This is a genomic window from Enterobacter sp. Taxon_8 (genome assembly GCF_058354585.1).
Map to the genome: position 1 here is coordinate 1,510,032 of NZ_CM177989.1, position 20,944 is coordinate 1,530,975.

Annotated in this window: 17 protein-coding genes and 1 pseudogene; 10 read left to right on the top strand and 8 right to left on the bottom strand. The window is 51.3% G+C overall.

Annotated elements, in window-relative coordinates; translation table 11 throughout:
• Positions 1–152: 152 nt before the first annotated feature.
• The 7 genes and pseudogenes from baeR to yegD form a co-directional block, all read right to left on the bottom strand.
• A complete protein-coding gene (gene baeR / locus AC4IBF_RS07135; protein ID WP_127731642.1) occupies positions 153–875 on the bottom strand; it encodes an envelope stress response regulator BaeR in 723 nt (240 codons plus the stop codon).
• Positions 872–2,275, bottom strand: coding sequence for an envelope stress sensor histidine kinase BaeS (baeS, locus tag AC4IBF_RS07140; RefSeq protein ID WP_252093243.1), 1,404 nt, complete (start codon positions 2,273–2,275; stop codon positions 872–874). Before baeS ends, baeR begins: the two co-directional genes overlap by 4 nt.
• Complete coding sequence (locus AC4IBF_RS07145) at positions 2,272–3,687, bottom strand: MFS transporter (RefSeq protein WP_136195406.1); 1,416 nt, start codon at positions 3,685–3,687, stop codon at positions 2,272–2,274. Before AC4IBF_RS07145 ends, baeS begins: the two co-directional genes overlap by 4 nt.
• Entirely contained in the window at positions 3,688–6,765 is a 3,078-nt protein-coding gene (mdtC, locus tag AC4IBF_RS07150; protein WP_115875809.1) for a multidrug efflux RND transporter permease subunit MdtC, read from the bottom strand.
• Positions 6,766–9,888, bottom strand: a complete 3,123-nt coding sequence (locus AC4IBF_RS07155; protein ID WP_143345308.1) for an MdtB/MuxB family multidrug efflux RND transporter permease subunit — start codon at positions 9,886–9,888, stop codon at positions 6,766–6,768.
• Positions 9,888–11,090, bottom strand: a complete 1,203-nt coding sequence (locus tag AC4IBF_RS07160) for an MdtA/MuxA family multidrug efflux RND transporter periplasmic adaptor subunit (protein ID WP_367896811.1) — start codon at positions 11,088–11,090, stop codon at positions 9,888–9,890. The genes AC4IBF_RS07155 and AC4IBF_RS07160 overlap by 1 nt, the downstream gene beginning before the upstream one ends.
• Before the next feature lie 212 nt (positions 11,091–11,302).
• Positions 11,303–11,992, bottom strand: a pseudogene (yegD, locus tag AC4IBF_RS07165) (molecular chaperone); the annotation flags it as partial.
• A gap of 41 nt (positions 11,993–12,033) precedes the next feature.
• Between yegD and AC4IBF_RS07170 the strand changes: the two are divergent.
• The 10 genes from AC4IBF_RS07170 to AC4IBF_RS07215 all read left to right on the top strand — a co-directional run bounded on the left by AC4IBF_RS07170 (position 12,034) and on the right by AC4IBF_RS07215 (position 20,514).
• Positions 12,034–13,788, top strand: coding sequence for a recombinase family protein (locus tag AC4IBF_RS07170; protein ID WP_158679152.1), 1,755 nt, complete (start codon positions 12,034–12,036; stop codon positions 13,786–13,788).
• 612 nt (positions 13,789–14,400) lie between these two features.
• On the top strand, positions 14,401–14,556 hold the full coding sequence (locus tag AC4IBF_RS07175) for a hypothetical protein (RefSeq protein ID WP_155275794.1): 156 nt from the start codon (positions 14,401–14,403) through the stop codon (positions 14,554–14,556).
• 183 nt (positions 14,557–14,739) lie between these two features.
• The gene (locus AC4IBF_RS07180) at positions 14,740–16,692 is read left to right on the top strand and encodes a hypothetical protein (protein ID WP_032986881.1); all 1,953 of its coding nucleotides are present in this window, start codon (positions 14,740–14,742) and stop codon (positions 16,690–16,692) included.
• Positions 16,693–16,890: 198 nt separating this feature from the next.
• A complete protein-coding gene (locus AC4IBF_RS07185) occupies positions 16,891–17,271 on the top strand; it encodes a GIY-YIG nuclease family protein (protein WP_072009358.1) in 381 nt (126 codons plus the stop codon).
• A 192-nt stretch (positions 17,272–17,463) separates the two neighbouring features.
• The gene (locus AC4IBF_RS07190) at positions 17,464–17,814 is read left to right on the top strand and encodes a hypothetical protein (RefSeq protein ID WP_491463224.1); all 351 of its coding nucleotides are present in this window, start codon (positions 17,464–17,466) and stop codon (positions 17,812–17,814) included.
• A 32-nt stretch (positions 17,815–17,846) separates the two neighbouring features.
• The gene (locus AC4IBF_RS07195) at positions 17,847–18,095 is read left to right on the top strand and encodes a hypothetical protein (protein WP_133115900.1); all 249 of its coding nucleotides are present in this window, start codon (positions 17,847–17,849) and stop codon (positions 18,093–18,095) included.
• Positions 18,096–18,160: 65 nt separating this feature from the next.
• Complete coding sequence (locus AC4IBF_RS07200; RefSeq protein ID WP_032987045.1) at positions 18,161–18,436, top strand: hypothetical protein; 276 nt, start codon at positions 18,161–18,163, stop codon at positions 18,434–18,436.
• A 449-nt stretch (positions 18,437–18,885) separates the two neighbouring features.
• On the top strand, positions 18,886–19,563 hold the full coding sequence (locus AC4IBF_RS07205; RefSeq protein WP_032986907.1) for a hypothetical protein: 678 nt from the start codon (positions 18,886–18,888) through the stop codon (positions 19,561–19,563).
• 212 nt (positions 19,564–19,775) lie between these two features.
• Positions 19,776–20,060, top strand: a complete 285-nt coding sequence (locus AC4IBF_RS07210; protein WP_032986908.1) for a hypothetical protein — start codon at positions 19,776–19,778, stop codon at positions 20,058–20,060.
• 4 nt (positions 20,061–20,064) lie between these two features.
• The gene (locus tag AC4IBF_RS07215; protein ID WP_080865908.1) at positions 20,065–20,514 is read left to right on the top strand and encodes a hypothetical protein; all 450 of its coding nucleotides are present in this window, start codon (positions 20,065–20,067) and stop codon (positions 20,512–20,514) included.
• 42 nt (positions 20,515–20,556) lie between these two features.
• On the opposite strand, the gene AC4IBF_RS07220 is transcribed toward AC4IBF_RS07215, so the two are convergent.
• The gene (locus AC4IBF_RS07220; RefSeq protein ID WP_072009360.1) at positions 20,557–20,871 is read right to left on the bottom strand and encodes a hypothetical protein; all 315 of its coding nucleotides are present in this window, start codon (positions 20,869–20,871) and stop codon (positions 20,557–20,559) included.
• Between the last annotated feature and the right edge of the window lie 73 nt (positions 20,872–20,944).

Genomic DNA, 20,944 nt, shown 5'->3' on the forward strand with positions numbered 1-20,944 from the left:
ATGACAGGTCAGATCCGCGTACACCTGGTGCAGCGGTAAGGGGAGATCCCCCACATTAAGGGCGGGCATTGTAGCGCTGCGGGGCAGGGAGGTAAAGTTATTGTGCCGGGCGGCGGCTTCGCCTTACCCGGCCTGGATTGACCCTCTGCTGGCTAGGCAATCCTGCACGCATCCGCTTCCCAGCGATACCCCACGCCATACACCGCGCGGATAAACGACTGCTCGGCGTCCAGCGCTTCCAGCTTGCGGCGCAGGTTTTTGATATGGCTGTCGATGGTGCGGTCGGTCACTACGCGGTAATCGTCGTACAGGTGGTTCAGCAGCTGTTCGCGGGAGAAGACTTTGCCCGGCTCGTGGGAGAGGGTTTTGAGCAGGCGGAACTCCGCAGGGGTCAGGTCCAGCAGCTTGCCGCGCCAGCTTGCCTGGAAGCGGCTTTCATCCACAATCAGCGGGCTTTCAGCGTCCAGCACCTGAAGCTCGCGCTGCGGCCTGCAGCGGCGCAGAATGGTCTTCACGCGGGCTACCACCTCGCGCGGGCTGTAGGGCTTGCAGATGTAGTCGTCCGCGCCGATTTCGAGCCCCAGCAGGCGGTCAATCTCTTCAATTTTAGCGGTGACCATGACGATCGGCACGTCGGAGAAGCGGCGAATTTCCCGGCACAGGGTCAGTCCGTCAACGCCCGGCAGCATTAAATCCAGCAGGATCAGATCCGGCGGAGTCTGGCGCACGTACGGCAGCACCTGGTCGCCGTGGCTTATCAGGGACGGGGCATAGCTGGCCGCGCGTAAGTAGTCGATTAGCAGCTGTCCCAGCTTGGGTTCGTCTTCAACGATCAAAATGCGCGGCGTGTTTTCGTCAATCGGTAACTCGGTCATACTTCTCTCGATAAATCCCGTTCCAGAGGTAACTCTACTGTAATGCTAACCCCGCCAAAAGGCGAATGGGCTGCGCGGATCGTGCCATTATGCGCCTCGACGATGTTAACGCAAATCGCCAGCCCCAGGCCGGAGCCGCCGCTGGCGCGGTTGCGGGAGCCTTCGGTACGGTAGAAACGTTCAAACAGTTTTTCCAGCTGCGCGTCCTGCACGCCGGGGGCGGAATCCGCGAAGGTGAGGGCAAAGCGCCCGTTTTCCTGCCTGCCGGAGATGTGCAGCCCTCCGCCGCTGTCGGTGTAGCGTAGGCTATTTTCCAGCAGGTTATTGAACAGCTGCATCAGTCGGTCTTTGTCGCCAAACACCACCGCGCTGTCCGGCAGGGAGAGGTCGATTTTCAGGTTGCGGCTGGCAAACCGCTCTCGGAACGCGCCGCTGATCACTTCCAGAATATTAATCACGTCCACCGGCGCTTTCTGGTAGGCCAGCGCGCCTTCGTCAGACATGGAGAGCTGATGGAGATCGTCCACCAGCTTGGTGAGCGTACCCACCTCCGCCTGCAGTGATGCCACCGATTCGGCCGTAAACTGGCGCACGCCGTCCTGAATGGCCTCGAGCTCGCCGCGCAGCACCGCCAGCGGGGTGCGCAGCTCGTGCGAGATATCGGCCATAAAGTCGCGGCGCATCTGCTGGTTTTTCTCCAGCGTGCTGGCAAGCTGGTTAAAGTCCTGCGCCAGCTTGCCCAGTTCGTCCTGGCTGCGGGTATCGACGCGGGTGGTGAAATCCCCGGCGGCGAGCTTGTGCGTACCCTCCACCAGCCGTTTTACCGGGGCGAGCAGACCGCGTGCCAGAGGGAAGGTGGCGAGCGCGGCGAGCAGCGTGGAGAGGGCTACAATCAGCCAGCTTGTGCGGCGCTGCTGGCGGTCAAAGTTGATGTCGGTGTTGCGCGTCAGGCGCTCCACCGGGGAGGCGATGACCCAGCCAACGGTGGCGTTATTGACTTTAATCGCCCGCCGGGTGCCGTCCGGCGGTATCGGCGCGCGCGGCCCAACCAGGGGGCGCATATCCTGGTCGATCACCCAGAACTGGGTGCGCCAGCCGTGCGGCGGCATGCCCGGCCCCGGGCGATCGTCACCGGTATCGTGCTCCAGCGAGCGCAGGATCTGGAAAATAAAGCGGTCGTTATTGCGCAGAAAACGCCAGTTGCCGTGTTGGGCGTACTGTTCACTCAGCGCATCGCTTAAGCCCTGTAAACGCTGTTCATTGCCATGCTTGATGTAATCAATAAAGCCGCGCTCAAAGCTTACCCGCACCGCCCAGTGCATGGTGATCAGCAGGACGATACAGGTGGCGAAGATCGCTACAAAGAGCTTGCCGGTAATACCCGGACGCCAGAATTTCATGAGCCACTCCTTTTGCCGCGCCTAATCACGACGTTCTTGCTGGTATCATCCGGCACTCTGGCGAAGATGAAAGCGGGCAGGGCGATGATGACCGCCATGCTGAGGTAGGTATACAAAAAGACCTGATGCGCCACCGGCGTGTCGACGCTGAGATGGTGCTGGCCGTACATGCCGAGCAGCAGGCCGGCAATGGTGACGCCCACGCTCATTGAGAGCTGCATGATCATCGACAGCAGGCTATTGCCGCTGCTCGCCAGATCGTCAGGCAGGTCCTTCAGCGTCAGGGTATTCATCGACGAGAAGCGCATGGAGTTGACGATCCCCTGACAGAACAGCACCAGCGGCAGGACGTAGTACCAGCCCATCAGCGCCACGGCCATAAACAGCAGGCTGACCAGCGCCAGCCCCAGCGTGGCGGCCACCAGCACGTGTCGATAGCCAAAGCGGTTGACCACCTGCACCACAACGCGCTTCATCCCCATGCTGCCGAGCACCATCGGGATCATCATCAGGCCCGCGTGGAACGGCGAAAAGCCCATGCCAATTTGCAGAAAAACGGGCGTCATAAACGGCAGCATCCCGCTGCCGATGCGTCCGGCGAAGCTGCCAGACAGGCCCAGACGGTAGGTAGGGTTTTTAAACAGGTTCAGGCTGAACAGCGCCTTATCGTTACCTCTGGCATGCCGCAGATACCACAGTATGGCGGTAACGCCGAGCGCGATCAGGAGCCCGAGCGTCAGGGGCGAAATCCCCAGCCCTTTTTGCCCGTCGAGCGCCAGGGTAAGCGTAGCCATGCCCGCCGCCAGCAGGATAAAGCCAAAGAAATCAAAGCGCCGGGTCTGCAATTTATAGTTCGGCATCAGCGTCAGGGTGGCGATGGCGCCGATGATGCCAACAGGAAGATTGATTAAGAAGATCCAGTGCCAGGAGGCGTACTCCACCAGAATGCCGCCCAGCGCTGGACCCAGCAGCGGCCCCACCTGACCGGGCAGGGTCACAAAGGTCATCGCCGCCATGTACTGCTCGCGTGGCACAATTTTCATCACCGTTAGCCGCCCGACGGGCACCATCATCGCCCCGCCGATGCCCTGCAGCACGCGCGCCGTCACCAGCTGGTCGAGGGTATTGGCCTGGGCGCAAAACAGCGAGCCGGTGGTAAACAGCACGATGGCGGTAAAGAAGATGTTCCGCACGCCGACCTTATCGGCCAGCCAGCCGCTGGCGGGCAGCATCACGGCCACCGTCAGCACGTAGGAGACAATCACCATGTGCATATGCAGCGGGCTCTCCCCCAGGCTTTTCGCCATGGAGGGGAGGGCGGTGTTGACGATGGTCGTATCCAGCGACTGCATAAAGAAGCCGAAAGCGACTATCCATAGCTGCCAGCGAACGTTAGCGGGGAGATCGGTCATTTACTCGGTCACCGTGGTTCTGTTTTTACGCGAGAAGCGCAGCCGCAGGCGGTCGAAGAACAGATAGACCACCGGCGTGGTGTACAGCGTCAGCAGCTGGCTCATCACCAGGCCGCCGACAATGGTGATCCCCAGCGGCTGGCGCAGCTCTGAGCCGTCGCCGCCCGAGATCACCAGCGGCAGCGCGCCAAACAGCGCCGCCAGGGTGGTCATCATGATCGGACGAAAACGCAGCAGGCAGGCCTGGAAGATGGCCTCTTCCGGCGACAGATTGCCGTTGCGCTGGGCGTCCAGCGCGAAGTCCACCATCATGATGGCGTTTTTCTTCACGATGCCGATCAGCAGCATGATCCCGATGAGCGCGATAAGGCTGAACGGCGCGCCGAACAGCTCCAGCGCCAGCAGTGCCCCCACGCCCGCCGACGGCAGCGTCGAGAGAATGGTCAGCGGGTGAACGTAGCTCTCGTACAGCACGCCCAGCACAATATAAACCGTGGCGATGGCGGCCAGAATCAAAATCACCTGCGAATTCATCGTCTCCTGGAACACCTGCGCGGTGCCGGCAAAGCTGCCGCGCACGGTGGACGGCACGCCAAGCTGGGTCATCGCGCGGTTGATAGCATCGCTGGCCTCAGACAGTGACGAACCGGCGGGCAGGTTAAAGGAGATGGTCGATGCCGCCGAAAGCCCCTGATGGTTCACCGACAGCGGCGCGTTGGCAGGCTGCCAGCTGGCGAAGTAGGAGAGTGGAATCGCCTTGCCGTCGTTGTTAATCACAAACATTTTGTCCAGGGCGCTGATGTCCTGGGTGTAGCGCGGGTCAACTTCCATCACCACCTTGTACTGGTTCATCGGCTGGTAGATGGTGGAGATCTCGCGCTGGCCGAAGGCGTTGTTCAGCAGGCTGTTGGCGGCTTCAACATTAATACCCAGCCGCGACATGGTTTCGCGGTCGTAGGTCAGCGCCATCTCGGCACCGTTGTCCTGCTGATCGGAGTTGACGTCCGCCAGCTCCGGCAGGGCGGCCAGCGCCTTGCGGATCTTCGGCTCCCACTCGCGCAGGGCGGCCAAATCGTCCGAGAGCAACGTGTACTGATAGCTGGCGTTCGCCTGTCGCCCGCCGACGCGGATATCCTGAACGGCCATCAAAAACAGGTTTGCCCCCGGCTCTTTGGCGAGCTTCACCCGCAGGCGGTCAATCACCTGCTGGGCGGTTTCGTTGCGCTCGCCGCGCGGTTTCAGGGTAATAAACATCATCCCGCTGTTGACGCGTGACCCGCCGGTAAAGCCGGTGACGTTATCCACGGCTTTGTCTTCCCGAATGATCTTCATAAAGTCCTGCAGCTTGCCGCGCATCGCCTGGAACGAAATGCTCTGGTCCGCCTGAATGCCGCCCATCAGCACGCCGGTGTCCTGTTCCGGGAAGAAAGTTTTCGGGATGGTGATATACATCCAGACGTTGAGCACAATGGTGCCCATCAGCACCAGGCCGACAAGACGCGTATGGTTCAGCACCCACTTCAGCGATTTACCATAGCCTTCCTGCAGTGCCATCAGGAAACGGCCAAAGCCTTTGCGGCGCGGCTGCGAATGGGGTTTGCTGCGCTTGAGCATCCAGCCGCACATCATTGGCGTCAGCGTTAAGGAGATGACCAGCGAAATGCCGATGGCGACGGAGAGAGTGACGGCAAACTCGCGCAGCAACCGGCCCGGCAGCCCGCCCATCAGCAGCAGTGGCAGGAAAACCGCGACCAGCGACAGGCTCATGGAGAGTACCGTAAAGCCCACCTCGCGCGTGCCCTGCAGCGCGGCCTGCAGCGGCTTCACGCCCGCTTCCAGATGGCGGGAAATGTTCTCCAGCACCACGATGGCGTCATCCACCACGAAGCCCGTCGCAATCGTCAGGGCCATCAGCGACAGATTGTTGAGGCTAAACCCGCACAGGTACATGGCGGCAAAGGTACCAATCAGAGACACCGGCACGGCCACCGCCGGAATAAGCGTCGCGCGGCCGGAGCGCAGGAACAGAAAGACCACCAGGATCACCAGCGCGACGGAGATCACCAGCGTTTGCTCGACCTCTTCCAGCGAGGCGCGAATGGTCGGGGAGCGATCCTGGGCAATTTGCAGATCGATCGCCGCCGGTATGGTCTCCTGCAGGTCCGGAAGACGGGCGCGAATGCTGTTCACCGTCTCGATAATGTTGGCCTCCGGCAGCTTGCGGATCATCAGCAGAATCGCCGGCTTGGCGTTGGTCATCCCGGCGTTACGCACGTCCTGCACCGAATCGGTGACGCTGGCAACGTCGCTTAAGCGCACCGCCGCGCCGTTGTTATAGTGGATGATGAGCGGTTGATATTCCGCCGCGGTTTTCAGCTCGTCGTTGGTGTGGATCTGCCAGCGGTGGCTGCCGTCCTCAATCGCCCCCTGCGGTTTACGCACGTTGGCGTTGCTGATGGCGGAGCGCACGTCGTCCAGCGACACGCCCTGGTTAAACAGCGCCTGCGGGTTTAACCCCACGCGCACCGCGGGCAGGGAACTCCCGCCAACGCTCACGTCGCCGACGCCGTTAATTTGTGAGATTGTCTGCGCCAGCTGGGTGGATGCAAAGTCGTACAGCTGCCCCTGCGAGTACGTATCCGAGGTCAGCGTCAGGATCATGATCGGCGCGTCGGACGGGTTGGCCTTGCGGTAGGTTGGGCGGCTCGGCATCCCGCTCGGCAGTAGGCTTTGCGCGGCGTTGATGGCCGCCTGCACGTCGCGCGCTGCGCCGTTAATATCCCGGTCGAAGCTGAACTCCAGAATGATGCGCGTGCTGCCCAGCGAGCTGCTGGAGGTCATCTCGTTGACCCCCGCAATCCGCCCGAGCGAACGCTCCAGCGGCGTGGCAACCGACGAGGCCATGGTTTCCGGTGAGGCGCCCGGCAGCGAAGCGCTGACCATGATCACCGGGAAATCCACCTGCGGCAGAGGCGCTACCGGCAGCAGCCGGAAGCCCAGCACGCCGCAGAGGGTAATGGCGAGCGAGATTAAAATCGTCGCCACCGGGCGATAAATGAAGAGGGCGAAAAACTTCACTTACGCCTCCTCTTCACGTTTCGGGAAGCGGCTTTTGGTCCACAGCGCCAGGCGGTCAAACAGCAGGTAGATCACCGGCGTGGTGAAGAGGGTCAGCACCTGGCTCACCAGCAGACCGCCGACCATGCCGATACCCAGCGGACGACGGAGCTCCGCGCCGACGCCGGTGCTGAGCATCAGCGGCAGCGCGCCCAGCAGGGCGGCAAGCGTGGTCATCAGGATCGGACGGAAACGCAGCAGGCAGGCCTGGAAAATCGCATCGCGCGGCGACATGCCCTGCTCGCGCTCGGCGGCCAGGGCGAAGTCGATCATCATGATGGCGTTTTTCTTCACGATCCCGATAAGCAGGATGATGCCGATGATGGCAATCACGTCCAGCTCACTGCCCGCCAGCATCAGTGCCAGCAGTGCCCCCACGCCCGCCGTCGGCAGGGTAGAGAGGATGGTGATCGGGTGGATAAAGCTTTCATACAGCACGCCGAGCACGATGTACATCGCCACGACCGCCGCCACGATCAGCCAGATGGTGTTACCCAGCGCGGCCTGAAACGCCAGGGTGCTGCCCTGGAACTGGGTCTGAATATCGGACGGGAAGCTGAGCTCTTTTTCCGCCGCCTGAATGGCCTCCACCGCTTCGCCCAGAGAATAGTTGTCCGGCACGTTAAAGGAGATGGTGGTGGACGGGAACTGATCCAGATGGTTGATCGACAGCGGGGTATAGCGTTCTTCCACCGTGGCGATAGCGCTCAGCGGCACAATGCCGCCGTCTTTGCTGGTCAGGCGCACCGAGTCCAGCCCCGCCAGGCCGGGCGTGTTCTCCGTGTTGTGCTCCAGCACCACGCGGTACTGGTTCGCCTGGGTGTAGATGGTGGAGATCAGGCGCTGACCGAAGGCGTTGTACAGGGCGTTGTCCACGTCCGCCATGGTGATACCCAGACGGCTGGCGGTATCGCGGTTGACGTTAACGTACGCCGCCAGCCCTTTGTCCTGCCAGTCGCTGCTAACATCGGAGAGCTGGGGCAGGGTGTTAAGCTTGTTCACCAGCTGCGGCACCCAGGTGCTGAGGGCATCCAGCGTGGTGGCCTGCAGCGTGAACTGGTACTGCGTGCGGCTGACCTGCGTATCAATGGTCAAATCCTGAATCGGCTGCAGGTAAAGCTCAACGCCCGGCACGCGCGCGACTGCGTTTTGCAGACGCTCAATGACGGCGTTGACGCGATCGTCGCGTTCATCCAGCGGCTTGAGGTTGATCTGCAGACGCGCGCTGTTGAGCGACGGGTTGGTGCCGTCGACGCCCACGTAGGAGGTCAGGCTCTCGACCGCCGGATCCTTCATGATGATTTCAGACACCTGCTGCTGGCGCTGCGCCATATTGGCGAAGGAGACCGACTGCGGGGCCTGAAGCGTGCCCTGGATAATGCCGTTGTCCTGGATCGGGAAGAAGCCTTTCGGAATGAAAATCCACAGCATCACGCTGAGCGCCAGCGTGCCGAGCGCCACGCCGAGCGTTGCCCACGGATGGTTCAGGACTTTCGCCAGCACGCGACCATAGGCGGCAATAATGCGCTCGAACATGCGCTCGGAGGCGCGCGAAAAGCGGTTTTGCTTGCGCAGGGACTCGTGGCTCAGCATGCGGGCGCACATCATCGGCGTCAGAGTCAGCGACACCACGGCGGAGATCAAAATGGCGACCGCCAGCGTCACGGCAAACTCGCGGAACAGCCGCCCGACGATATCGCCCATAAACAGCAGCGGGATCAGCACCGCGATCAGCGAGAAGGTCAGCGAGATAATCGTAAAGCCGATTTCCCCTGCGCCCTTCAGCGCGGCGGCCAGCGGTTTTTCGCCTTTCTCGATATAGCGCGAGATGTTCTCGATGACGACGATGGCGTCATCCACCACGAACCCGGTGGCGATGGTGAGCGCCATCAGCGTCAGGTTATTGATCGAAAAATCGAGGAACACCATCACCGCAAAGGTGCCGACCAGCGAGAGCGGCACGGCGACGGCGGGAATAATGGTTGCCGGAACGTTACGCAGGAACAGATAGATGATCATGACGACCAGCGCAATTGCCAGCATCAGCTCAAACTGGGTGTCGGTGACCGACGCGCGAATATTCGTGGTGCGGTCGGAAAGCACCTTCACGCTGACCGATTTCGGCAGGCTTTCGATCAGCTGCGGCAGCATGGTGCGGATGCTGTCGGCGGTTTCGATGATGTTCGCGCCCGGCTGGCGCTGCACGTTCATCACGATCGCCTGCTGCCTGTTGGCCCAGGCTCCCAGCCAGCTGTTTTCCGCACCTTGTTCTACGGTCGCCACGTCGCCCAGACGCACCGGCGCGCCGTTCTGGTAGGCGATAATCAGCTGACGATATTCGTCGGCGGACTGCATCTGGTCGTTCGCCGAGAGCGTCACGGCGCGGGTTGGGCCGTCCAGCGAGCCCTTCGCCGAGTTGACGTTGGCGTTGCTAATGGCGGTGCGGATGGTTTCACTGGTGAGCCCCAGCGCGGCGATGGCCTGCGCGTTCAGCTTGACGCGCACCGCCGGGCGCTGACCGCCCGCCAGGGTGACGAGGCCGACGCCGGAAACCTGAGAAATTTTTTGCGCCACGCGCGTTTCGACCATGTCCTCTACCTGGGTCATCGGCATCGCGGAGGAGGTGACGGCCAGCGTCATGATCGGCGGATCCGCCGGGTTCACCTTGCTGTAGACCGGCGGGTTAGGCAGATCCGACGGCAGCAGGTTGGTGGCGGCGTTGATGGCCGCCTGCACCTCCTGCTCGGCGACGTCCAGCGACAGCGTCAGCTGGAACTGCAGCGTCACGACGGATGCGCCGCCGGAGCTCTGGGAGGACATCTGTTTTAGCCCCGACATCTGGCCGAACTGGCGCTCAAGCGGGGCGGTGATGGCGGACGTCACGACATCAGGGCTGGCACCGGGATAGAGCGTCACCACCTGAATGGTTGGGTAATCCACTTCCGGCAGCGCCGATACGGGCAGGAAGCGATAGCCGATAATCCCGGCGAGCAGGATCGCCACCATCAGCAGCGTGGTGGCGACAGGACGGAGGATAAACAGGCGTGATGGCCCACCTGTAGAGCCTGGCGGCAGCACCTGCATCAGGATTTCTCTCCCTGTTTCGCAGGTTCAACCACTTCCACTTTGGCCCCTTCGGTCAGACGGTCAATACCGTCGGTGACCACGCGGTCGCCTGCGGAAAGGCCGGCGCTGATGACCACCGTCTGGCTGTCCTGAATACCGGTTTTTACCAGATGCTTGCTGACCTTATTGTCGTTGTTGAGCACCCAGACAAAGTTGCCTTCATTACCCATCTGCAGTGCAGCGGTGGGGATCACCACCGCGTTTTCTTCGGTCGCAACCAGCATGCGCGCATTGACGAACTGGTTCGGGAAGAGGGCATCGTCCTGGTTATTAAAGCGCGCCTTCAGCTTGATGGTGCCGGTGGTGGTGTCGATCTGGTTATCCAGACTGAGCAGGGAGCCTTCGCTCAATTTCTGCTTGTTGGTGCGGTCCCAGGCTTCCACTACCAGGCCTTTACCGGCTTTTTGCGCCTGCATGACGGTCGCGATATCGCTTTCCGGCAGGGTAAAGACTAAATCAATCGGGTGGGTTTGGGTGATCACCACGATGCCCGTGGTGTCGCCGCTGGAGATTTGGTTGCCGATATCGACCTGCTTCAGGCCGACGCGTCCGTCAATCGGCGCGGTGATGCGGCTCCAGTCCAGCTGCAGCTGGGCGCTGGCAACGGCGGCTTCGTCGGCTTTGATGGTGCCCTGCGTTTCGCTGACCAGCGACTGCTGGGTATCAAGCTCCTGACGAGACACAAGGTTGGTTTTCACCAGCTGCTGGTAGCGGGCCAGATCGCGACGGGCGTTGGCGAGAGTGGCTTTGTCTTTCGCGAGCTGTCCCTGCGCCTGGGCGAGGGCGACCTTAAACTGGCTCGGATCGATTTCCGCCAGCAGATCGCCCGCTTTGACCTGCTGACCTTCCTGGAAGTGGATCGCGACGAGCTGGCCGTCGACGCGGCTGCGCACCGTGGCGGTATTGGCGGCGGTAATGGTCCCGAGACCAGTGAGATAGCGAGGAACGGCTTTATTCACCGCCGTCGCCGCCTGAACCGGCGCCAGGGTGCCGCCGCGCATGCCGTGACGCCCTCCGCCCGTGGGGCGCTGAGCCTGACCGGTGGCACCGGCGGGAGCGGCGGAGTTCGCGGATTGACTGTGCCAGTACCATGCGGCGGCAAGGACCACCACAATGATGCCAGCGGCGATTGCCCAGCGGGATTTGTTACTGCCTTTCATCGTTATACGTTCTCATCCTGAAGACTTCGGGGAATGATACTAGTTTAGTCAGCTAACACAGCGGAAAAATGGAGGAAATATGGAAGACTGTCAGGAATGGTCTGAATGGAGGTAAACGCAAAACGGCAACATCCGCTGCCGTTTTTGATGTTTTATTCCTCTCCCTCTAGGAGAGGGCCGGGGTGAGGGCACCAGACCGCACCGCAACAACGCTAGCTAAACATCACCTGCGCCCAGCGCGCCAGACCGGCTGTAACGGAACCAAAATCATCGCCACCTGCAATCGGAATACCCGGCAGCTGTTCGGCCAGCGCTTTCTTAATCAGCGGTGAACGGGCGCTACCGCCGGTCAGGTAGATGACGTCCGGCTTCTCTTTGCCGTTCTCCAGCGCCAGCTGCACCTGTTCCAGAATGCGCTGCAGCGGCTGGGCAAGCGCCGTCTCCAGACCGTCCTGCGAAATGGCGGTGGCCAGTTCGTCGCTGATGAACGGCAGGGAGACCGCATGCTCGGCGCGGTCGGAAAGGGCGATTTTGCTCTCTTCCGCGGTACGCACCACGCGGTAGCTCAGACGCTGGCGCCACACTTTATAGAGGAGGGCGACTTTTTTGGCGTCCTGGGCATCGCGAACCAGATCGTTAAGGAAGCGGCCGTTGGCGGTGCTATAAAAATCACTTTGCGCAGGCACATCGTTGATAGCAATCGCATTCCACCACGGCAGGATCGGCAGGGCGATGCCTTTTTCCGTCTGACCGCCCATGCCGAGCAGCGGCATCAGGCTTTTGAATGCCAGCGCGATATCGAGATCGTTACCGCCTACGCGGCAGCCGCTGTGTCCGAGCAGGCTGTTTTCACGATCGCGACGGTTATGCCATTCGGGGCCCATCAGCAGCAGCGAGCAGTTGTGATACAATGTACGCCAAGAAAAGATACTGGAAGATAGTCATGAAATCATACCTTTACAGCAGGATCAGTACACTCCAACAAACAAAGGGTTTTGGTATTGATCGCCAGGTACAGACAGTAACCGATTTCCTCAAGTACGCAACCATTGATAGCCGTCTTGGATATCAACTTGATGTAGAAGATTTTGAAGTACTTGAATCCGATCTTGGAAAGAGTGCCTACAAAGGAAACAACTGGAAGCCTAATAGCAGTCTTGGACGGTTCTATAAAGATGTAGTTTCAGGACGTATCACAAGTGGTGTTTTAATCTGTGAGAACGTTGACCGCCTGGTTCGTATGTCTAACTACGAAGCGTCAAACAAGCTCAGTACGTTAATTACTAACGGCATTGATATTATCGAAGTTGAATCCGGTATGTGTTTCAGTAACAAGATACCTGAATCCGCTACGATCCTTAACATGAGTATTAGTCGTGCCTACAGTGAATCTAAACGTAAAAGTGATATGGCTACTAAGTCATGGGCTAATCGTACTAACAAGTTGAAAGACTCAGGCAGGGCAGTTAGCAAGGTGTGTCCACGCTGGTTAACGGTTAAAGATGGTCAGTACGTGCTTGATGAAAAGCAAGCTGAAACCCTTTTATACATCCATCAAATGTATCTTGAAGGGCATGGTAATAGTGCCCTTGTACGTCGCCTGAATGCGGCTAAGAGACTCGATAACGGTAAACCGTGGACTACCATCACCTTACATAGAGTGTTGCGTGATGAACGTCTTACGGGGCGTATGGTGATGGGTAAAACACGTAAGCCGATTCCAGTACTTGATGATCAGGGAAATAAGATCATTGAGAACGGAAAAGTTAAAACCTATGTACCCGTTGAAATCATAGATGATGCCTATCCGGTTGTTGTACCTCGTGAGTTGTTCAATCAGGTACAGGCAATGATTTCAGAGAAAGAAGGTTCTAAGGTAAAGAAGACTACAAAATACATGCGTAACATCTTCAATGGTGTTAGCCGTTGTAGTTCTTGTGGTGAAGCACTGGTAGCCGATAAGAACGGGCATGGTAAGTTGTTCTATGTATGCCTCGGTAAACGCCATAAGAAAGCCTGTAACAGCGTGGGTATACCGTATGAAGCATTTGAGCGTACTATGTTAGAAAACCTCTCACAGATGGATTGGCAGCGTATATACACGGGTAATACTGACATGGAAGCTATGAATCAATGTCGTGTTCGTCTGGTAGCTGTTGAGCGTGAGATAGCAGAACTTGAAGGTGAGTTAGAATCAAGTGATGAAGATATGGTACTTGCTCTTGTACGTGCCATTAAGAAGAAGAAAGCAGTACGTGATGAAGTTCAGGGTGAACTGAACAGTTATGTAAAAGCGGGTACTGATAACGTTACTTTCAATCCAGATCTGAAAAGGGTACTGAATCAGGAAGAAGTAGAGTTACGGCAGGATGTGAATGTAGAACTACGTAAAATCATAAAGTATATGAAAGTAGGTCGTATGGATAGAACTATCACCGTACAACTACAGTACTATACAGATGTTGTTTCACATCTGATATTCATTGATTCAAAAACTGGTGAGTTACTTAGCCGTAGCCATCTTACAAATGATCTTATATATGAATCTGATTCTGTAACCATCGATCTAACTGGTGGTACTTGGGATATTAAAGGGGATAAGTTTACAGAGTGGGATCAGTTTGCTCTTGAAGTTTGGAAAGAAATAATAGAACAGGCAGTAGACCAAGCACAAGAGATACTAAAGAATCGTATTTGAGGGTGTTTTTCTCCTGTATCTACTAAATACTACAAATAGTCAGATACAGGAGGAAACATAAATGACTAATTTTCTAATTGAGATACTCGCTACACTAATCTACATGTTCGTACTATTCCCAATGTTCATAGTACTGAATTTCTTTTTTATGATTCTGGTAGTACTTCTACTTCCACTTAAGATACCAGCAGTAGAAAGAAAACTAACTAAGTTTCTGAAACGAGATTGATTATTATGGTATGATCTATAGATTATCTTCATATGGTGCTCTATCAAAGTAATCTAGAACATGAAAAATATTGAAGATTTCTGAAACAGATTATGGTTATGTGCTATAATAGTAGTATATCAACACACTTAAAGTTGACGGTGCGAAGTGGCGAAAAAAGCGTAGCACTGAATCCTATCTAAATGAAGTAATCCCATTCTCCATAACTGATAGTATTGAAAAGAATTTGATAAATAATACGTAAGCAAAAAATGCTTAGTATCACCGTCGGGTGTAAAAACGATTCATGTAATCTCCTCCTATACAAAGTTACCCCTTTTCGTGACATTAAAGGGGTACTTTTATATTTCGGGAATTACTAAAAACGCAATATGAGGCCAAGTGTGAAAAATAAAAACGTAAAAGATAAAACATATTATGTTCGTGTCAATCCTACTACTGAACAATGGATTGAAGCTAAAATAGCAACAGGTGAATTCAAAACAGCATCAGAAGCAATTCAACACTTTCTAACTATCCTAATGATTCAAGGGCGTTAAGTACGCCCTAATTTTAGGCTTAAAAAGTAAACATTTTCGCAATATTTACTAACTAAAGGTCATTACATCATTTGAGTAGTAAATGGTGGTAAAAGGATAAATTATATTATGGTTGTCTACTAACCACACAATGAGTAGGAACGCGGTTACAGGAAGTAACGCCAAGTACAATAGGATGTTATTATGAAATATTCAAAACAACTAACATTGAAATCTGGTGAATTCATCAGTGATTATATAAAAGAGTTTGATTTCAATGGTGGTATCATAGGTCTAAATTCTTCAGTAGGTACTGGTAAAACTACTGGTTTTATCAATATGCCAAATGTAGATATTACAGTACCGTTCATAGCAATCAAACAAAGTGAGATTGATAAAGGTGCTGCCAATATCGATACATGGCAAGCACGAGTAATCAAGGTAAACAGTACGTTTGATAAGTCATACTTTAGTACACGTACCTTAGTTGTTGATGAAGCACACGGTTTATACATGGACTATAACTATAAGGCATCAGCCATCAGGGATCTAGTAAGTATCTTCAAGTACTATCAGTCAGTGATTCTAATGTCTGGAACGTTTGAGCCTGAATACATAACAAGTATCAAAATAGACCGCTTCTATAACGTTTACAAGGCACAGCAAGCGATGAAGGTACTAGATACCTATATCTATGATAAAAACGGTCTAGCAGCGTTTGAAGCGTTTCTACATACACGTAAGGATAATGGACGTAAGAAGCTCGTACTAATCAATGATAAGGCTGTATGTAATCAATTAGCAGAACGCTATGGTGATGATGCTCTTGTAGTCAATGCTGATGAGAAAGCAAATGATGATGTATTAGAACTCTATCGTACTCGTAAGATGGGTAATCAATGGTCTGTAATATTTGGTACTAACTCAATCCGTGAAGGACTAAGTATTGAAGATATACAAAATGAGGTAGATGTATTCATTTTCGGAAATACAGATCCAGATGTTATTGAACAGTTTTCAAACCGATTCCGTAACGTAGGGTATGTGAAGCATGTTCATTACTTCATTCCAAACACAGAAGTACGAGAAATAGCTGATTTTGATATAAGCGGCTTTACTGCTAGTGCTCAAAGATTCGCAGATGTAATCAATACATTTTATAATTCTCAAGATAACTCAGTTCAGTATAAAGAGTACTTGCGTAGTGCCTATCATGAAGAAGTGAAAGGTAGTCATTTGAAATATGATAAAGAATCAGATTCATTCATTGTAAACTCCATTTCAATCGATGCTGAATACTACTCACATAGAGAGAAGCAAGCAGTACTAGATCCTGTACTATTTGCCGAACGTATGATGGGTTATGATTTCAATGTCAATCCACGTATGTTAGTTTCAGGTGATTCTGGAATTGCTGAAGTACTCAAAGAGGGGAAACGAGCAATGAAGGAACAACAACAAGAAGAACGTAATAAACGTATTGCTTCGATTACAGAAAGTTTCCGTACTGGTGTGTTTGAGTATGCTGGGGATGAAGAATATGATTATGTAGTTGAAAGTATCAATACACTACTAAAGAAAGGGTTGAAGCGTGAACAAATAGAACTTGTAGTAAATGGAATGGTTGAAGATAAAGAATTCATTAGAAAACGTGTTTGGCCTGATTTCAACTATGTAGATCATCATACTAACATTAGAAATCAAATGCTACGCTATATAGCAACTGATTGCCCGGATGACACTTTGAATGTAATAGATATGTCAGTACTTGCTGGAATAGCAATCAAAACTACTCTAACTGAATTCTTTCAAGGTGATGAAACCGAAATGAGAAAGAATAAAGAATGGTGTAAAGTTGTAGAATGGCGTGGTGGTCAACTAGTAGCTAAAGATGGTTGTGAAGCACGTATAATCAATCGCTATATCACATTAGATAAAAGGAAAGAAAAGAGAGTAAACAAAGACACAAACGCAGTATTCAAGGCGTACTTAGATTGGAAAGGAACGGATCGCTATCAGGTCTATCCAGTGAAGTATACAAACCTAACTGGTTTTGAAATTGAACAGCCAACCCCTAGTGAAGCATTCAATGCCAGTACTGACAAGACAGTAAATGCGATCCGTGAACGCCTCCTAAGCCTACGTATGGCGGCCTGATGGGTTTTGTACGCAGAAAAATCAATAATTATTCTTTATAATAGTGATCTTTTTCTGCGTACATTTTTCCTCTTCATGTACTTCTAAAGCAAAACGACGTAGGACACGCAAACTAAACTAACGGCAATAAAAAAGGCAGTCCGAAGACCGCCCCATGTTTTGACGAACTATTTATTGCCTCTTCATAGAGGACAAATCATGAATGAACAATTCATTTACATGACACTAGCCCGTAACATTCATACTGGCTTATGTCTAATCAAACTTGGATTCACAACTAATCCAGATAGAAGACTATACGAACTCAGAAGCCGTAACAATCACTTTGAGTACTCAGAAATGATGTTATTCAAACACAAGACTAAACTACTACATTATGAAATGGACGAAAAACTAATTCATACTAAAAACAAGTATTACCGTACTACTATAAGTACAAACTCACTTCCAGAAGGCAACAGTGAACACTATGAATCAGTACTAACTGATGAACTATATGAACAACTATTGGATATGGGTTACAACTTGATCAACGAACCAGAACCAGTAAAAGAAACAGCTATGTTTGAATGGTCGTGATATGGCGGCCTGATGGATTTTGTACGCAGAAAAAACAATAATTATTCTTTATAATAGAGATCTTTTTCTGCGTACATTTTTCCTCTTCATGTACTTCTAAAGGCATACAAAGAGCGAGACATGAACGATATAGGCCGTATGCCTCAGATATGAAGCGTAAATACTGTTATAACCAACAACTAAGGAATAGTTATGGACAACAAACATTTACGCACATGGGAAATCATAGATGAAAACCAAGATACTATTAGATTAGTTGAAATCACACTCTATGATGAAAACGACAGTATCACAAAGATAGCACTGTATGCTGAAAGCGGGATTCTATTCGAATGGACACCGGACATGTACAGAATCAAGGCTGTAGACGGTTCTTATGAGATAACCAATCAAAAAGTGTTCGGACTACGCATAATTGGCGATGCTCCAGAAGGGCGTATTAATGATGCTAAAACATGTTACAGATTCAGGGAACAAATCGAACTCACTAACTTAGATGATGATGATCGCCTTGATTACCATCTTCTATCTGGACGATATTAGTAAATAAGTAAAACAATATAAGAGGTTACTTTATGAATAAGCAAACTATAAACGGTTACAATTATGAAATTATTGGTGATGTAATGGCAGTACAAGAAGAACGCGAAGTAGTATTTATGTACTATCCAACACCGCCAACAGAATCACTACCCATTATGAAACACTACATCATTGATGATTTAATTAAAATGACTGATGATGAACTACACAAACATTCTTTAACGGATGATACTATCTTAAACGCAGTGGAATTAGCCAAAGTACATTATCATAAAGTGTGAGTTTTTAGAGATGTTAGTAAATACATAAAAGGTTAGCAATACTAACCTACTATGAGGATTACAATATGCTTAGAACTGAATTCACACACTACGAAGATGATACTATCTACTTTCTTTATGTAACTAACAACATAAGGATTGAAACAGATGGTAATTCAAACCTTGAGATACAACGCCGTTCATCATTCCATACTGAACCTTTAGATACTAATAGGTACTTAACTATAGAAGATGATGAAGCAGCTATGTTTCAGGAACTACTGATAAACCCAGACTTAGAGGACATGATAAAAGCCGTAAAACTCTTTACAAGGCTCATTGAAGAACTATGCGAATCATAAACAACAATACTAAAAACATAAAGCTGTACTACACGGTTGATGGGGTAGAATGCTACTTACAACTAAGACCTGACTACTCAAGCGTAACCCTTAGCACAGGCGAGGTTCTAACCTTAGCATCTAAGACTCTATTGAATGGCTTACCTACTAAAGTTGACAGTAAACAAAAAGAAATGGCATTCACAATTTTATCATTACATAGGGAAAACAAAGAATTAACTGTATCAATGATATCAGAGTTACTAAAACCAAATAAGAAATCTAAAAAAAATAGATAGATCTTAGTAACTAGATGATCAATAATCATCCTGCTTTCAAAACGGCAGGATCATAAAAATGATCTTCATCTTGAAGAAGTAATTGAAGTTATCAAAAGTTTAACCGATACTCAAAATCGATAATCTAACTCAAATCAATCAACTATCGATCGCATTGACCGAGGACGCACTATGTCAACTATCACAGCCAAAATTTTAAGTAAACTGAACAACTCAGAATTTAATGTGGGTATGCTGAGTTCTAACAATGAAGACCGTGCCGCACTGGTTAAAGTCAAACCGGAAGATGTTGATACCCTGATTGACAACTTACAGCAGTTGAAAACCTATGTTGCGGATCTCCAGGAAAGCAAACAGGCCAACGCTCGCAAGCTGTTAGAATCACTGGTTAAGGAATCAACTGATTTTAGTTCTGTTGATGAACTGCTTTCTGTGCTTGGTGGTAATGTTGCTTCAGCAGCCGCTACAGGCTCTACCACAGCTAAACCAAATGGTAATAAATCCTTTGATGTAACGTTGTTCGACAAGGACAAGGACGAACACAGAACGTACACCATTACCAATAAAGTGATTAAGAAATCCTTACGTGAAGATCCGGTATATCAAGAGATCATCGCTAAAGATAAGTCTATGGAAAACGTTGAAGTGTTCTTACGTGCCTATAGCCCACAGTACGCAGAAGCCTACCCAATCAACGCCAAGTGGAAGAAACACACCTTCCACATGAACCAGAAAGGCCGCTTGAATGCTCAGAGCAGCGAGTATTTCAACGAATGGCTGAAAGAGTACCCTAACGGCGATGAAGCAGATTTTAAAGAGCAAGTAACCAAAGCATACAAAACTGTATAAGACAAGAAGCCCACTAACACAGTGGGCTTTTTTCATTGTATATTCACTCGTTCACGTCACATCTACAATGGGGTTATGGTTTGTTTCCGTAGGTGTGGCGTGAGTATCATTCTAAGCATTAAAGAAATTCCACTTAAGGCCGATACTGTAGTGGCTAAGGTGGATTGCCTTAATTTACTGTCTACCGTTACAGATGGCATTAAAGGACAAATATGAAAAAAATATTATTAGCAGTACTATTCATGGCAGGTTCGTCACAGGCCGCAACTATCACTGAGGGTTTTTACTGCGACAGCTACGGTAATCTTATGAAGATGATTAGTGCCATCTCGACTAATGATCAGGGCGTTATGTTGAAGATGGTTAAAGCTGGTAGTTGCGTTACGGTTGAAGAACCGATGTCAATAAGTAACGTACAGGTTATGGATCATGGATTCGTGTCGTTCGGTCATTCCGGCGAAGTAGGCTATTCGGTACAACAATTCATTAAGGACTGATGATATGGCAATTACAGAAGCCAGCATTAAACGTACATTCACTGGTACAAAAGCATTGGCAGTTCTCTCTATATTGGGTGGTGTTTTAGTGATGTTGACTGTTAGAAGAGAAGACGGATATGTCTCAACATTCACAGGGGATTCTGCTGTATTCATAATCGGGATGATCGCTACAGTACTCTACGGTTGGGTAGGTATGCTGGTTGGCTTACTCACCGTCCCAATCGCTAAAATGTTTAGTATTGAAAGTAATAGCATCAAAAGAATATTAAGTATCATTTACTGGTTTATTTTTTCTTGGGCAGTATATGTTATTGGCTTTATTGTTTCCTACCTTGTTTTTGGTGATGATGAGGCGACATTGATAGAACTCAAACCAGCAATTGCTGTTGCTTCATTAGTAGTAGCCAGTATTCACACAGGACTGTTCCGAGAAATGTTGAACAAAGAATAAGTATCAAATTAAATAAATGCCCCTCAAGAAAGGGGCTTTCTATTAAAACGGTAGTTCTTCTTGTCCACAAAACCAATCATCACCATGTTGTTCAATCACACGTTGTTCAGCATGTAGGTAACTCACAGCGTTCAATACATTTTTAAATGGCGTTTCGCTAATCAGTACAAAGCAATCCCTTTCAACCGTTCCCAGCCAGAACACCCCGCCTACAGAACCTTCAAATATCACCCGATCACCAAACTTGAATTTATCAAGAGCACTCCCCCAATAACAGACAGTGAACCATACCCCAGCGTGTGAGAACTGGTGAACACCTCTACGTATGGATGGATCGTAACCATTCTTATTGCCCATTCCTTAACCCTCCAAACAAAACCAAGAATACTGTAATTATATACAGTACCAAATAAAACACCATAAAATAGAT